This is a genomic window from Pseudomonas helleri (assembly GCF_001043025.1).
GTDB classification, from domain to species: domain Bacteria; phylum Pseudomonadota; class Gammaproteobacteria; order Pseudomonadales; family Pseudomonadaceae; genus Aquipseudomonas; species Aquipseudomonas helleri.
In genome coordinates, this window is record NZ_JYLD01000023.1 from 14,602 (window position 1) to 29,719 (window position 15,118).

The 15,118-nt window shown below is 57.3% G+C and carries 14 protein-coding genes; 3 read left to right on the forward strand and 11 right to left on the reverse strand.

What is annotated here, in order from left to right; translation table 11 throughout:
* Positions 1–18: 18 nt before the first annotated feature.
* On the reverse strand, positions 19–921 hold the full coding sequence (locus tag TU84_RS24210; RefSeq protein ID WP_048373736.1) for a hypothetical protein: 903 nt from the start codon (positions 919–921) through the stop codon (positions 19–21).
* Positions 922–1,841: 920 nt separating this feature from the next.
* On the opposite strand from TU84_RS24210, the gene TU84_RS24215 reads away from it, so the two are divergent.
* Positions 1,842–2,117 (forward strand): transcriptional regulator, encoded by a 276-nt coding sequence (locus TU84_RS24215; RefSeq protein WP_048373812.1) that lies wholly within the window; start codon positions 1,842–1,844, stop codon positions 2,115–2,117.
* Between the two features lie 56 nt (positions 2,118–2,173).
* Here TU84_RS24215 and TU84_RS24220 read toward each other — a convergent pair whose 3' ends face one another.
* Genes TU84_RS24220 through TU84_RS24230 form a run of 3 tightly spaced genes read right to left on the reverse strand, consistent with a single transcriptional unit; the run spans position 2,174 to position 3,955 of the window.
* Positions 2,174–2,854, reverse strand: a complete 681-nt coding sequence (locus TU84_RS24220) for a GNAT family N-acetyltransferase (RefSeq protein ID WP_048373737.1) — start codon at positions 2,852–2,854, stop codon at positions 2,174–2,176.
* 14 nt (positions 2,855–2,868) lie between these two features.
* Positions 2,869–3,321, reverse strand: a complete 453-nt coding sequence (locus TU84_RS24225; RefSeq protein WP_048373739.1) for a GNAT family N-acetyltransferase — start codon at positions 3,319–3,321, stop codon at positions 2,869–2,871.
* A gap of 4 nt (positions 3,322–3,325) precedes the next feature.
* Complete coding sequence (locus tag TU84_RS24230; protein ID WP_048373741.1) at positions 3,326–3,955, reverse strand: FMN-binding negative transcriptional regulator; 630 nt, start codon at positions 3,953–3,955, stop codon at positions 3,326–3,328.
* Between the two features lie 89 nt (positions 3,956–4,044).
* Here TU84_RS24230 and pdxR point away from each other — a divergent pair, with 89 nt between their 5' ends.
* A complete protein-coding gene (gene pdxR / locus TU84_RS24235; protein WP_048373743.1) occupies positions 4,045–5,601 on the forward strand; it encodes a MocR-like pyridoxine biosynthesis transcription factor PdxR in 1,557 nt (518 codons plus the stop codon).
* Positions 5,602–5,703: 102 nt separating this feature from the next.
* Here the strand turns inward: pdxR and TU84_RS24240 are convergent, their stop codons facing one another.
* The 5 genes from TU84_RS24240 to aspA all read right to left on the reverse strand — a co-directional run bounded on the left by TU84_RS24240 (position 5,704) and on the right by aspA (position 12,499).
* The gene (locus tag TU84_RS24240) at positions 5,704–6,741 is read right to left on the reverse strand and encodes a histone deacetylase family protein (RefSeq protein ID WP_048373745.1); all 1,038 of its coding nucleotides are present in this window, start codon (positions 6,739–6,741) and stop codon (positions 5,704–5,706) included.
* Between the two features lie 152 nt (positions 6,742–6,893).
* Positions 6,894–7,886, reverse strand: coding sequence for an AraC family transcriptional regulator (locus TU84_RS24245; RefSeq protein WP_048373747.1), 993 nt, complete (start codon positions 7,884–7,886; stop codon positions 6,894–6,896).
* A gap of 53 nt (positions 7,887–7,939) precedes the next feature.
* Positions 7,940–8,944, reverse strand: coding sequence for an asparaginase (locus TU84_RS24250; RefSeq protein ID WP_048373749.1), 1,005 nt, complete (start codon positions 8,942–8,944; stop codon positions 7,940–7,942).
* A gap of 56 nt (positions 8,945–9,000) precedes the next feature.
* Entirely contained in the window at positions 9,001–10,422 is a 1,422-nt protein-coding gene (locus tag TU84_RS24255; RefSeq protein WP_048373751.1) for an alanine/glycine:cation symporter family protein, read from the reverse strand.
* Between the two features lie 652 nt (positions 10,423–11,074).
* Positions 11,075–12,499, reverse strand: a complete 1,425-nt coding sequence (gene aspA / locus TU84_RS24260; protein ID WP_048373753.1) for an aspartate ammonia-lyase — start codon at positions 12,497–12,499, stop codon at positions 11,075–11,077.
* Between the two features lie 180 nt (positions 12,500–12,679).
* On the opposite strand from aspA, the gene TU84_RS24265 reads away from it, so the two are divergent.
* Entirely contained in the window at positions 12,680–13,588 is a 909-nt protein-coding gene (locus tag TU84_RS24265; protein WP_048373755.1) for a LysR substrate-binding domain-containing protein, read from the forward strand.
* Between the two features lie 50 nt (positions 13,589–13,638).
* Here the strand turns inward: TU84_RS24265 and TU84_RS24270 are convergent, their stop codons facing one another.
* Positions 13,639–14,235, reverse strand: coding sequence for a reprolysin-like metallopeptidase (locus TU84_RS24270; RefSeq protein ID WP_048373757.1), 597 nt, complete (start codon positions 14,233–14,235; stop codon positions 13,639–13,641).
* A 40-nt stretch (positions 14,236–14,275) separates the two neighbouring features.
* The gene (locus TU84_RS24275) at positions 14,276–14,830 is read right to left on the reverse strand and encodes a M12 family metallo-peptidase (RefSeq protein WP_048373759.1); all 555 of its coding nucleotides are present in this window, start codon (positions 14,828–14,830) and stop codon (positions 14,276–14,278) included.
* Positions 14,831–15,118 lie beyond the last annotated feature (288 nt).

Sequence of the window (15,118 nt, forward strand, 5' to 3'; positions counted from 1 at the left end):
TCGCACGACGTTTCCCTTTCAATCTGTAAAAGTTTGATCGGCGGCAGACTCGATCAGGCCAAGGTACAGCCCTTGGGCGATTAATTTCTCAACGGGGATATTGATCCAGGTGCTAACGCCTTCTTTATCAATCACCGCAGTCAGCACCGCATCGCTAGAGCTCTTGAGGTTCGAGTAAGCGGGAAAGTCCACCTTGTCGATGCCTTGGCGATCCAGCACTGACTGTGCATGTGCATGCAGCTCATGGGCTGGCATCCAGCCACGCCATGTCCGTTCACCCTCGCTCATTCCAGATGCCATCTGTGCATCCCTCAGGTAGCTGGTCAGAGTGTTCCAGGGTGCTTTGAAGTCGTTGCCGTTTAGCGGGTCAGGTAGATCAAATGTCTGGTTGCGAAAATCAATATCGCGCGCTGTCAAATCCAGAAACGCGACCTGACGTTCGATCGAGGTAAATGACCCTGAAGCATCAAAGGCAATATGTGAAAGTGAAAGCCTGTCCAGTGCCCTGAATGGGTTGTTAGAGGCGACGGTGTCGTGCAGCTTTTCGCCGCCGTAGAGCGATGTCAGAAGATAGTTGCTCGCCTGTAGAGACAGAGCGATACGTTGCTGCGTCTGCCCCTTAGGCAACTCCTGTAGCGCCTGCGCCTCTTTGCCGTGAGTGGAGAGTTGCTGGTGAAGGTCTTCCATCAAAGGGTCAAAGCCCTCCGCCGCCGAAGCATTACTGGTTGCAGTGCGGCGTAACAAGGCTGTTATCTCCAGGGCGGCAGCAGACAAAGACACATTGACGCTTGCACCGGCAGGCATCGCTTTAGCTGCTGCAGCGTCTGGGCTCATGGCGGTTGAGCTATCAACCCACTTAATCGTCACGCCTGGGGCAATAGCCCGATTGTTCATCAGAAAATCTGCTCGAATTTCGGTCATAACAATTCCTCTGAATCGGCAAGCCTCGGCAACTCAGGTCTGCAGATCTGGTTTCTTTAGAAGTCATTAAATGCCTGTGTCGAGCAGTACATCGACAGTCTGTTGAGATAACTTTAATGATTAATCTGCAACTGGCTGGTTGCGTTTATTTATTCAGGAAATTCTGATTGTTGATGCCCTGAAGTGTTAGTAGTAAAAGGCGAAAGTTGCAGTGTAGTTGTAGGGGATTCTCCATGTAGGGGATTGAAATGTAAGACATGTCGCAGATGTAGCGCCGGTTGATACAGCGTTTTTAGCAAAGCGTGGGCCGGAAACATACACTACGTGGGAAGCCGAAAACCTACAGGTAGTCCCAGTCCCTACACGCTTGTAGGTAGCGCTCATCTCTGAAGAGGTTCCCCCAAAATCATATGAGACTGGGAGCGACTGTCCTGGCCCAACAGTGGCTGGAAAAACTCCGGAAGGGGAACTAGATACAAGCTGCAAAACTTCAGGGGTTGAGTTTTGAACGTTTAGGCTGACAGAGTTTGCCTGCACGACACTTGTGCTTAAAACACATCCGTTGAAAAGAGTGAAAAGTAGAATTTTTTTAAGACGTTGATTTCTCATTTGTGTAGTCCTTAAAGGCGAAGTGACTATTTCATGTGAAACCAGAAAGTAGCGTATGTGATCCTTGATAAAGAGTATTTGTTTATCGTAAGCGCATTAAATACTCGATATTCAGCGCAGAGGTAAGCATTAAACAGTAGAGCTGCTTTGCTGGGGGGGCGTAAATCTGGCATATGATATCTGCACGTTAATGCAGATTTTTCTTAATAAGGCCTCGTTTATCTGCAATGTATTGCACTTTCAGGATGTGACGGTGGTCGTGAGGATGATTCAAATAGTCTGGACATGTTTCAGCAAGAATGGGGGCTGAAATGACCCTGAGCATTGATGTGCGCCAACTGAAGATCGAGAGCATTGAGGCCGATCTGACGCAGGGCAAGATCACGCTAGGCCAAGCGGTGAAGCGCTTGAGGGTGGATGTCACGACGCTACAGCAAACCCAGTTCGCCGGGATGTGCAGAATCTCGGTCCGTACGTTGATCCAGATTGAACACGACGAGGGCAACCCCACGCTCAAATCCTTGAATGCAGTCTTCAAACCGTTCGGTCTGCAAATGGGTGTGGTGCGTCGGCCAAGAAAATTTTAAGTCCCTTTTGAGCCCAAAAACGCCCAACAGTCCTTGTTGGGCGTATTGATCAAAAATTAATCAGTTAATGCTCTGCATTCTTCAAGTGTCTTGATTTGACCGCTTTTTGGTTGGTTATCCAGTGCCAGCCATTTTTCAAAGCCTGTCGCTATAGCCGGCCATTCCGTACTAATAATGCTGTACCACGTGGTATCACGGTTATTGCCTTTGGCTACCATATGTTGGCGAAATACGCCTTCGTATGTGTACCCTAATCGTACCGCAGTACGATTGGAGCGGGCGTTTTCGCTGTTGCACTTCCATTCCAGGCGGCGGTTGCCCAGGGCGAAGGATTCCTTGGCCAGCAGGTAAGCGGCTTCGGTGCTTTTCGGCGAACGCTGCATCGGTGCGCCGAAGGTGACGTGGCCGATTTCGATGCGCCCGTGCTCGGGCACGATGGACATTAGGCTGAGCATGCCCTGCGCCTGCCCCGAGGCCTGGTCGATGACGGTGTAGTAGTAAGGGTCTTGGCTGGCGGCATTGCTGTTGAGCCACTGGTCAAAGGCCGCACGCTCCTTGAAAGGGCCGTAGGCCATGTAGTCCCAGAGTTTGGGATCGCCGGCGGGCCCTTCCAAGGCTAGCCATAAATCATCGCCATGGCGCTGTGGATCGAGCTTTTCCAGACGAATGTAACGCCCCTGGATGACGGGGTTGTGTGGACGCTTGGCGGGTTGCCAGTGTTCTAGAGATTGAGGCATCGCGGGTTCCTTATTTATGACAAGGCTTTGCGAAACTGGATAAAGCCAGGGCGCTCGGCAATCCGTTCGTAAAGTTGGATCGCCGTGGCGTTGGTTTCGTGGGTCAGCCAATGGACTTTGGCGCAATGGTTGTCGCGGGCGGTGGCGTAGACGTGTTCGATCAGCAGGCGACCGGCGCCGGTGCCACGGATTTCGGGGCTGACAAACAGGTCTTGCAGGTAGCAGGAGTTACCGATGCTCCAGTTGGAGCGGTGGTAAATGAACTGCACGATGCCCACCGCTTTGTCGCCTTGCCAGGCGATGGCCAGTTGGGTCGGTTCAGCCGGGTCGAGAAAACGCTGCCAGGTCGACTCGCTGACTTCGGCAGGCAACTCGGTGTTGTAGAAGGTCAAGTACGCCTGCCAGAGCGGCAACCACTGGTCGTGATCGGCGGCGGTGGCGGGTTTGATCTGCACGTGCGGGGTCATGTTGCTATTCCTTGGCCATTAAGTGAGCGAGGGCGTGGTCGTGTGAAGTGGGGTTTGCCAATAGCCCGTCGCGCACACCGAGTTGGTCAGCAGTGCTGCGGTTTTGGCTGAGTTTGCGTTTGCCGATCAGCCGGGAGATGGGCACGCTGAACCCGACGATGGCTTTGAGCATGCTGTCGATATATTCGCTGGGGGCGTCGCTGACCGCCCACGGCTCGGGTCGATTGGCTTCATGTTTGCTGCTTAGCCGGCTGACCAATGCCAGCAAGCGGTCGTGATCGTCGAACACGTCGGGTTGGCCATAGGCATGCACGGCCAGATAGTTCCAGGTAGGCACCGCTTTACCGTGTTCGGCTTTGCTGGGGTAAAAGGACGGGCTGATGTAGGCCTGTTCGCCAGCAAAAATCACCAGAGCTTCGCCACCTTCAGCCAATGCCTGCCAGTGCGGGTTGGCGCGTGCCAGGTGGCCATACAACGTACCGTAAGGGCCTTCATCGGGAGCGAGCAGTAGCGGAGCATGGCTGGCAATCAGGCCTTGGCTGCCCTGGGTGATCAGCACGGGCAGAGGTGAGGCTTGCATCTGAAGATGCAAGGCAGCGGTGTCGTTTTCGGCGAAGGCGCGGGGTACGTACATAGAAATATTCCTTGGCGAATGACTGCATCCTAGGCAGGCTAATGGTTCGTTGTAAGAGCCATTAATGGTCATTTTTATAGGTCCAATCCATGCCTGATTCAGCGTTATCCATCGCGTTCAATGCGACCGGGATCGAGCTTGATCCCAAGAAGGGGCTGAGCGCCCAGCTGTATCAGGCGTTGCGCCAGCGCGTGCTGGACGGGCGGCTGAACAGTGGTTCGCGGTTGCCGGCCAGTCGCGACTTGGCGGCGGCGCTTGGTGTTTCACGCAACAGCGTGGTGCGGGCCTACGATCAGCTCTATGCCGAGGGGTTTATCGAAGGGCGGGTCGGTGACGGCACTTATGTGGCGCAATTGCCCGAAAAAGCCTTACCGCTGAAAAAGTTGTCCACCAAGTTACCCACAGGCTTTTCAACAGGGTTACCCACAGGCTTATCCACAAAATCGGTCGATTTACCTGTAATTACATCCAGTAAACTTATCCACAGCGCGGCCTTGGGGAGGGTTATTCAACACCCTTTACCGCTGCCGGCGAAGGGGGCACCACGGGCTTTTCGGGTGGGGGTACCGGCCTATGATTTGTTCCCGTTTGAGGTCTGGAGCAAGCTCCAGGCGGCTTTTTGGCGCAAGCCGGACATGCAGCATTTGTGTTACGGCGATCCGGCCGGGGAACAGCGCTTGCGAGAGCTGATTGCAGTCTATTTGCGCACGTCGAGGGGTTTATCCTGCACGTCTGAGCAAATTTTGATCACCAGTGGCGCACAGCAAGGAATTAGCCTTTGTGCACAGCTGTTGGTGGAGCCCGGCTGTGGGGTGGCTGTGGAAAACCCCGGGTACCGCGCGGCCGCGCAGGCTTTTGCGATTGCCGGGGCCCGGGTGCAGGGTGTTGCGGTCGATCACGAAGGCATGGACTGCGCGGCGCTGGCGGGTTTGCACGATTGCACGCTGGCTTACGTGACCCCGTCGCATCAGTACCCCACCGGCGTCACCATGAGCCTGGCCCGGCGCCTGGAGTTGCTGGCGTGGGCCGAGCGCACGCAGGGCTGGATTATCGAAGACGACTACGACGGCGAATACCGCTATAGCGGCGCGCCCTTGGCCCCGCTGGCGGCACTGGATCGTCAGGGGCGGGTGATCTACGTGGGCACGTTCGGCAAGGTGGCGTTCCCGGCGCTGCGTCTGGGGTATGTGGTGCTGCCGCCTGCGCTGGTTGAGCCCTTTGCCCAGCGACGGGCGCTGGATATGCGCCATTCAGAGGTCAGTACGCAGGTGGTGATGGCGGAGTTCATGGCCGCCGGGCATTTCCAGCGCCATATCAGGCGCATGCGCCGGGCAGCGCTGGCGCGGCGCAATGCCTTGCTGGCAGATTGGCCGACTGATGTTCGTGGATTGGGCGCGGCACCGTGCGTAGTGGCGGGCTTGCACTTGACTGTGCCGGTCACAAGCGTTGAGCGCGAGCAGGCCTTGCTGGCACAGGCTGAACAGGTTGGGGTTGAGATCAACGGTTTAAGTCGTTATTGGCTGGACGATTCGGTCGAGCCTGTGGATAAACGTGCGGGGCTGGTGCTGGGCTTTGCGGCGGTGCCGGAGGCGGATATCAAAGCGGCGCTGGGGCGGTTAAAAAGGGCGTGGAAGAAAACCCCGTAGTCGCTGCCGAGGCACGAGGCTGCGATCGGTTGCGCAGCGACCCTCAACGGTGGCCCTGCAACCCATCGCAGCCTCGTGCCTCGGCAGCGACTACAGGCTTTTTTAGCCTTTAGATACTTTCAGAAATCCTTCCAGTACGTTGACCGCGTTCACGCCGATCTCTTCTACCGCGTAACCGCCTTCCATCACGAACAAGGTCGGTTTGCCCAGACGGGCAATGCGTTCGCCCATGAGCAGGTAGTCCGGGCTGTCGAGTTTGAACTGAGAAATCGGGTCGCTTTTGAAGGTGTCCACACCGAGCGATACCACCACCACATCGGCTTCGTAGTGCTCGATCTCGCTGCAGGCTTGTTCCAGCGCAGTGCTCCAGCGATCCCAGCCTGAGCCGGCGGCCAGCGGGTAGTTGAAGTTGAAGCCTTCACCCGCGCCTTCACCCAGTTCATCGGCATAGCCCAGAAAGAACGGGAACTCGGCTTCCGGGTGCCCGTGAATCGAGGTGAACAGCACGTCATCGCGCTCATAAAAGATCGACTGGGTGCCGTTGCCGTGGTGGTAGTCCACGTCGAGGATGGCGACTTTGCTGCGGCCCTGGTCGAGGAAGGCCTGAGCGGCAATGGCGGCGTTGTTGAGGTAGCAATAACCGCCCATCAAGTCGCTGGCGGCGTGGTGCCCAGGCGGACGGCACAGGGCGAATGCGCTGTGGGCGCCGTTCTGGATGGCCGCTTGCGCCGTCAGTGCAACTTGCGCTGCGCTGTAGGCCGCCCGCCAGGTGCCCGCGGTAATCGGCGCGCCACCGTCAAAGCTGTAATAACCCAGTTGGCCATGCAGGCTGGTGGGGACTACGGCGCGCAGGGTGCGGGCTGGCCATGTGTACGGGAGCAAGTCGCCGTCTTTGCCGTGTTCGAGCCAGCGGTCCCAGGCACCCTGGAAAAAGTCCAGGTAGGCCTCGCTGTGAATACGCTGGATCGGGTCGCGGCCAAAGTCGTGGGGGCCTTGCACCGGGCCCAGCTCACGGTTTTTGACCCGTTGCAGAATGTGGTCCGCGCGCGAGGGCATTTCGAAGCAAGGCAGCAATTGCCCGTCTATCAACTCGCAGCGGCCATGGTGCAGATGGTGGTCGTCTGAATAGATAGTCAGCATTTTTCTTGTTCTCCGTAGGCTAGATCGGTGACCTACAGTTTTGCGGCGCTAGCGGTTTCAGAGAACGACAGGAGCGGCCAAAAGGAGATCAATATGGCCGAAATAACTGTCCGAAATTCGCCCCTTTTCAGGGCGCGCTGCTCCCTGTTGGCTCATGCGCGAAACTGGCTGGGCGACACGCCACTCCAGCGAACAAAGGCATGGCGAAAGCTCGCTGTTTCGCTAAAGCCCAAGGTGTCGGCAATGCGGTAGATCGGCCATTCGGTCTCGTGGAGTAACAACTTGGCGCGCTCAAAGCGCAGTTCGTCGAGTAATTCCTGATAGCTGCAGCCCGCGTCATGCAGGTGGCGGCGCAAGGTGCGTGGCGAGCAGTTCATTTGCTCGGCTAGCCCTTCCAGTCCCGGTGCGGCATTCAGTTGGGCAGCGAGCAACTGGCGGATCCGCGACAGCCAGGTTTGGCGCCCGGTGAACTCCAGGTTCTGTTTGCGGCAACGCTCCGCCATGGCCTGGTGGGTGATGGTATTGGCCAGCGGCAGCGGGTATTCCAGCCAGTGCCTGGCAAAGGCGAACGCGTTGTCCGGTGCATCAAACAGGCGCGGGCAATTGAAGGTGTGCTGGTAGCGGGCGTGGTAATCCGGCTTGTTGTGGGCAAAGCGCGCGGCGAGCAAAGGCAGCGGCTGGCCGATCAAGTCTTCGCAAATGACCTTGAGCGAGACAAGGCACAGCTGCGCGTTGAACACGGCCAGTTGCGGGTCTTCATGGTAGTGATCGGCACAGAACCAGACCTGATCGTCTTCGACCTTAAGGCTCAGCTCAAAGAGTGTTCCCAGCAGTGCCGGGTAGCGTAAAGCCAAGCGCAAAGCGTCACCTAAGGTGGCACTGGTGAGTAGGGCGTAACCCAGCATGCCGTAGGACGACACATGCATGCGGCGTCCCAGTTCCAGGCCGATTTCACGGCGCAAGGCCACGGCGTTGGCGCAGACGCGCATCTCTTGGTTGGTGGTGATGCGAATGTCGGCGCGGTTCAAATCCGCGGCCCGTATGCCGCTACCGGCCAACAAGGCCTCGCTGGGCAAGCCTTCGGCCTCGAAGGTGCTGAGCACCAGCGATACCGCATTTAGCGTGGTGAGATGTGAGTGCAGCATGTTCGCTTCCTGCGTGGGGACACAGGAAGCGAGCAAGTTGTGTGCCGGGGGCGTTAAGCCAATTCGCCACATAGGTCCAGTTCAACCAGGCGGCGTACGTCAGCAGCGGGCAAACCCGAGCCCAGCAACGCGTGCAGCTTGCCGAATGCGGCTTCACGGGTCATGCCGCCGCCCGACAGTACGCCAGCCCCACGCAAGCGGCTACCGGCTTCGTACACGTCCAGCTCCACACCGCCTTCGTGACATTGGGTGATGGCGACCACGACGATGCCGTTTTCGTACGCCTGTTGCAGGCTTGCGAGAAACGCCGGGTTGTCGCTGGGACCGGTGCCGCTGCCGAAACACTCCAGCACCAGGGCTTCAAGCCCGCTGTTGAGCACGGCATCCAGTTGGGCGGCGCCGATGCCGGGGACTAGCGGCAATACGCCGACACGGGCTTCTTGCTTGGGTTGTTGATAACTCAGCGCCGCTGGCAGTGACTCGGCCTTGGTGCCGCCGCCGTTACGCTTGAGCGCCACAAACGGGTTGCGGCCAAAGCTGCGCACTTTGGCGCAGTGGGTTGGGTCCAGCAGTTCGTCGTGGAAGTACAGCTGCACGCCGTAGGGCTGACCTTGGGCAAGCGCGCTCAAGGCACCGCTGACGTTTGGCCAGGCATCGCTGTCGGGCACGCCCGCAGGCAGCATCGAGCCGGTGAACAGTACCGGGGCCTGCAAGCCCAGCAATTGAAAGCACATGGCCGCAGCGCTGTAGGCCAGAGTGTCGGTGCCATGCAGGACGAGTACCGAATCGCAGCCATCCTGTTCGACAGCGTCAATGATTGCGCTGCGCAGGCGCAGCCAGTAGGCGGGTGTCATGTTGGCGCTGTCGATCAGCGGGCTCATTTCACGAAAGCGCCATTGCGGTATCTGCACGTGCGGTTGGCTGGCGAGGAAGTCGCGCATGCGCGCTTCAAAGCCGGATGCAGGCGCCAGGCCGCTGGCGCTGGCTTGCATGCCGATGGTGCCGCCGGTGTAGAGCACCATGACGCGCTGGGCAGGATGAAGAGTGGCTGCAGTCATTAAGGAGTCCCCATAAGCAAAAACGCGGCGGTTCTGTCAGAACCGCCGCGTTGATATTAGCGTTTTGTTTCTTCGGTCTTGGCGGGCGGCAGAGGCGGCCAAGCCTTCAGGTCCAGATCCAGGTCCGGGAATTTGCTGGAGTCGAAGACGGGAACCTTGATACCCGCGTTACGTTGGTCATCGTAGTCCTTGAGCACGCGCATGCATATCTTGAACAGCATCGCCAAGGCGATCAGGTTCACGAAGGCCAGCAAGGTCATGGTGATGTCCGCGAAGGCGAAGACGGTTTCCAGGTTCTCAATCGAGCCCCACACAATCAACATCAGCACCAGAGCGCGATAACCCATCAACGCCTTGCGGCTTTCACCGACCAGAAAGCGCAGGTTGTTTTCGCCCAGGTAGTAGTTGTAGAGCATCGAGGTGAACACGAACAACGCCAGTGCCACGCTGATGAACACGCGACCCCATTCGCCGACTACTGCGGCCAGCGAGTTTTGCGTCAGGGCAATGCCGTCGCCTTCAAAGCCCGGGGTGTAGAAGCCGGACAGCAGAATCAGCAGCGCGGTGCAGGTGCAGATCACGAAGGTGTCGAGGAACACGCTGAACGCCTGAACCACGCCTTGGGCGATCGGGTGTTCCACGTCTGCCACGGCGGCCACGTTCGGGGCGCTGCCCAAACCGGCTTCGTTGGCGAATACGCCACGTTTTACGCCCATCACGATGGCGCTGCCGATCATGCCGCCAAACACCGGGTCCATGCCGAAGGCACTTTTCACGATGTGGCCGAGCATGGCGGGGACTTGGTCAAATTGCAGCACGATCACGTAAACGGTGACGGCGATGTACGCCAGGGTTTTGACCGGAACCAGCAGGTCTGCCACCGAAGCAATACGCTTGATACCGCCGATAAACACCAGGCCCAGCAGCACGGCAATGGCCACGCCGGTGTAGTTGACGTCAAAACCGAAGGCGTTTTGCAGCGAGTGGGTAACGGCGTGCGCCTGCAGGCCCATAAAGGCAAAGCCGAAAGTGATCAGCAGCAGGACTGCCATCAACTTGCCCATCCAGATTTTGCCCAAGCCGTACTTCATATAAAAGGACGGGCCGCCGCGCAGTTGGCCTTCCGCGTCGCGACGCTTGTACAGCTGGCCTAACGAACATTCGATCAGGCTGCTGGACATGCCGACCAGTGCGGTCACCCACATCCAGAACACGGCACCGGGGCCTCCCAGGGTCACGGCAATGCCGACACCGGCAATGTTGCCCGCGCCTACACGGCCCGCCAGGCTCAGCATCAGCGCTTGAAACGAGCTGAGTTGGCCGGCGCTGCTGCGCAAGCTGTCTTTAAACACTGCAAACATGTGCAGGAAGTAACGGAGCTGAACGAAACGCGAGCGGATCGTGAAGTAGCCACCGAGCCCAACCATGAGCACGATTAGTACTTTCCCTGAGAGGAAGTCATTGATGACTTCTAGCATGGATTATTCCTCGCTGTTTTTATCTGATGGCAAAACGGCCGGATCAGGGTTACCCATTACGCCCGTCAAGTCAGGGCATAAAGCTAGGTAATCAAGGGGATCCTGGCCATGTTGCTGCTTGGTTTACGATGCTGTTTCCGCACTGCCGATGGCCGCTGTTGCAGGGCCCATGCACGGGAAGAGGGGCGGCACTATACCTAGGAGTGTAGGAAGCGTCTCTATAAGTGACTGATTTTTCATGTGTGTCTCGTCTGAAAAGCCCTCATTTGTGGCCGAAACAGACTGTAGGCGCTGACGTAGGTTGCGATTTTTTGAGCGAGACATCGGTCGTGGGCTACGCAAAAAGATGTAGCAGTTGCCGAAGGCTACGTCCGATTGCGCAGCGATCGTAAATCCGGAATACGCAGTATTGCTGGTGCATCGAGGTGTCTGATTTTACGGCGGCTTCGCCCCCGGACGTAGCCTTCGGCAACTGCTACGAAAACGTACAGCGCCCTTGAATCGCAGGCAAAAAAAAGGGCCTGCAGATGTGTCTGCAAGCCCTCAAAAGGTGAGAGGTGTCTAGTCCCTCGACCTGGTGAGCTTCAGTTCTGGCGCAAAGTGCCTGCGCTTCTTTGCTCGGCGAATTTGAGCTCAGAACTGATGGATGGCGTTAGTCCTTCAAAGGCACCAAACGCGGGGCAATCATGTTTTCCGGGCGCAGGATGTCGTCGAGCATGGCGTCGTCGAGCAAGCCTTCTTCGCGCACCAGTTCCAGTACGCCACGGCCGCTTTCAAGGGCGATACGGGCGATACGGGTGGCGTTTTTGTAGCCGATGTACGGGTTCAGTGCGGTAACCAGGCCGATCGAGTGTTCGACCAGTTCACGGCAGCGTGCTTCGTTGGCGGTGATGCCGACGATGCAGTGCTCGCGCAGCATGTCCATGGCGCGTTGCAGCAGGCGGATCGAGTCGAGCACCTTGAAGGCGATCAGCGGCTCCATCACGTTCAGTTGCAGTTGGCCGCCTTCGGCTGCCATGGTCAGCGCCAAGTCGTTACCGATGACCTGGAACGCCACCTGGTTAACAGCTTCCGGAATAACCGGGTTGACCTTGCCGGGCATGATCGAGCTGCCTGGCTGACGCGCTGGCAGGTTGATTTCGTTGATGCCGGTGCGTGGGCCGCTGGACAGCAGGCGCAGGTCGTTGCAGATCTTCGACAGCTTGACCGCGGTGCGCTTGAGCATGCCGGAGAACAGCACGAAGGCGCCCATGTCGGAGGTGGCTTCGATCAGGTCGGCGGCCGGTACCAGCGGTTGACCGCTGATCAGCGCCAGACGCTGTACGGCCAGCGCTTGGTAGCGCGGGTCGGCGTTGATGCCGGTACCGATCGCGGTGCCGCCCAGGTTCACTTCAGTCAGCAGTTCCGGAGCCAGCGTCTTCAGACGGGCCAGGTCTTCGCCCATGGTGGTGGCGAAGGCACGGAATTCTTGACCCAAGGTCATCGGTACGGCGTCTTGCAGTTGGGTACGACCCATCTTCAGGACGTGGTTGAATTCAACACCCTTGGCGGCGAAGGCCTGAATCAGGCTGTCGAGGCTGGCCAGCAGGGCGTCATGGCCCAGCAGCAGACCCAGACGGATCGCGGTCGGGTAGGCATCGTTGGTCGACTGCGCCATGTTGACGTCGTCGTTCGGGTGCAGGTACTGGTACTCGCCTTTCTGGTGACCCATTGCTTCGAGAGCAATGTTGGCGATCACTTCGTTGGCGTTCATGTTGGTGGAGGTACCGGCGCCACCTTGAATCATGTCGACCACGAATTCTTCGTGGAAATCACCGCGGATCAATCGTGCACAGGCTTCGCTGATGGCGGCGTGCTTGGCAGCGCTCAGATGCCCCAGTTCACGGTTGGCGTCTGCAGCGGCCTGTTTGACCATTGCCAGACCGACAACCAGTTTTGGGTAATGCGAAATCGGAACGCCCGAGAGGCGGAAGTTATTCACCGCTCGCAGGGTCTGGATGCCGTAATACGCTTGAGCCGGTACTTCGAGGGCGCCAAGCAGGTCGTTTTCTGTGCGGAATGATGCAGCGGAGGACATGATAGAAATCATCTCGATATGGACCCGGTCTGGGCCGGAACGCTGCGAATCCTAGGCTTGCAGACTATTTTGGGCCAATGCCTTTAAACACTATCCTATGCAGAAACGGCATAATGGCGACGTGACGCGACCGCCGCGTCGAACGTGTGACCCAATTTGGTGCGCGTCCGGGAGGACTCGATGAATCTCGAAAGTAAATGGCTGGAGGACTTCAGTGCCCTAGCCGCCACTCGCAGTTTTTCTCAGGCGGCAGAGCGCCGCTTTGTGACTCAGCCAGCCTTCAGCCGACGTATTCGCAGCCTCGAAGCGGCCCTGGGGCTGACCTTGGTGAATCGTTCCCGCACCCCGGTGGAGTTGACTGCGGCCGGTCAGCTGTTTTTGGTCACGGCGCGCACGGTGGTCGAGCAGCTTGGCGAGGTGTTGCGCCACTTGCATCACCTTGAAGGCGGGCAGGGCGAGGTCATGCAAGTAGCGGCTGCGCACTCTCTGGCGCTGGGGTTTTTCCCTCGCTGGATCGCTCAATTGCGCAACGAAGGGTTGAACATCGCCACGCGGCTGGTTGCGACTAACGTCGGAGACGCGGTGCATGCTTTGCGCGAAGGCGGCTGCGATTTGATGCTGGCTTTTTACGATCCGGACGCTGCGTTGCAGATGGATCCGGAGATTTTTCCGTCGCTGCACTTGGGCAACACCGAAATGCTGCCCGTGTGCGCTGCCGATGCTGACGGCAAGCCGCTGTTTGATCTGGAAGGTGAAGGCAGCGTGCCGTTGCTGGCGTACAGCGCCGGGGCGTTTCTTGGGCGCTCGGTCAACTTGCTGCTGCGCCAGCGTGCCCTGCGATTTACCACTATTTATGAAACCGCGATGGCGGACAGCCTCAAGAGCATGGCGCTGGAAGGTCTGGGTATCGCCTGGGTTCCGCGTTTAAGTGTGCGGGCAGAGCTTGAGCGGGGCGAACTGGTGATCTGTGGCGGCCCGCAATGGCACGTGCCGCTCGAGATTCGCCTGTATCGCTGCGCGTTGGTGCGCAAGGCGAACGTGCGATTGTTGTGGCGCAAGCTGGAAGGCGGGGCGTCATCGACCCCTTAAGTGAAGGCCGGGCGTGATGGCCTTCACTCAAAGATTTTCAGCAACTGTTGTCAGTCGAGCTGGCTGACATAGTTGCGGATATTTCCACGGTTCTCATCGCTGTAGCGAAACCGTGCGCAGGTACCCTCTTTACGCTCCGTTGCCATGAATGTTGCACACCCGTGGGGGCTAAATTGTTCGGGGTCCACATAGTAAGAGGTCGCCGCGTGGGTTGCGCCGAAACAGTGGCCTATTTCATGAGCCACGACAGTGCGGCCCAAGGTAGTGGCGAAAGCGATGTTGGATTCCTGCAAGGCCAAGCCTTCGACCCCCTGGGCAGGGGATAAGTAGCCATCAATCAGTATCAGGTATATATCAGTGGCTTTGGCTGTTCGTTGCTGCGCAACCCTGTACGCATCAACGGCGTGATTGATGTCCGCTGAAATCAACCCTATATAGTCGTCTAAATTTGGGTATCGGGTTGCATATGACAGGTAGTCAAAGTCTGTCATGCCTGGCGTGTCGTAGATAAATTCAACGTTGACTGGGCGCTTTGTTATGTCTGAAAGTTCAGGCGTGAAGTGAGTAAAAAACATGCCTTTCAGATGTTCTTCATTTTTTAACATGACAGTGTCATGGACAAAGGTATAAATATTAATCGGGAGCATGGCTGATTACACCGTTCAGTAAAGATCAGAGACTTATGAGTTAAGGGGCATCGCTCAGGAAGGCTTTGATGCGCTCTCTGTTTTTTGGCGTATAGCGATAACAGTTGCCTCGGACATTGGATATGTCTTGATACATGTACGTCTCACATTCACCGCCCCACGCATTCCAGCCCAATTCGGCATCTTCATGGGTTGCGTTGAAACTGTGACCGACCTCATGGGCAATCACTTGATAGGACTGGGCGCTGGCAATGACGGCAGGTTTGCCGGGGTAGGCGCACCCCAGGGTCGTGGCGTTGATCGGGTCTTTGGTGACTAAAATATAGCGCTCGGTTTTGCCCCACTCCAAACCCTTGTCGTTTTTGTAGCCGGCGGCGGCTTTTTGCCAACTCCATAAAATGTCATCTACGTTTTCGCCCTTGTAGTTATGGTCTGTCAGACCCTGTACATGACGTACTTCATTAAAGGCAAAGGACCTGCCGGTAATAAAAGATATTTCTTCGGTGAATTCTTTGAAATAGCCCCGGCCCAGCGTGTGGGCGATGCTGCCAGGGACATCATCGTGAACAAAGATATAAAGCGTAATCGGTTTCATGTTAATCATCCTTAATTGTGGCGCTGACACATTATTGAGTGTTGTGAGCGCCGCCTGCAGTCCTTGCAGGTAGTTGGTTATTTGGGTGCTGCATAAAGAGTTAAGCGGTTATTGCGTGAGTGTGTTAGGCGTCTAATTCGATGCGGCAAGTAGTCAATATCACCTCAGATCGTAAGTCTGACAGCAGGAGGCAACATGCCTCCAATGCTGTCAATTATTGACCTGCTGGTCAGTAAAACCAGTCGTTTCGGGGTTTGATTTGCCTGCAGACAGATGGTCGCCAAAGGT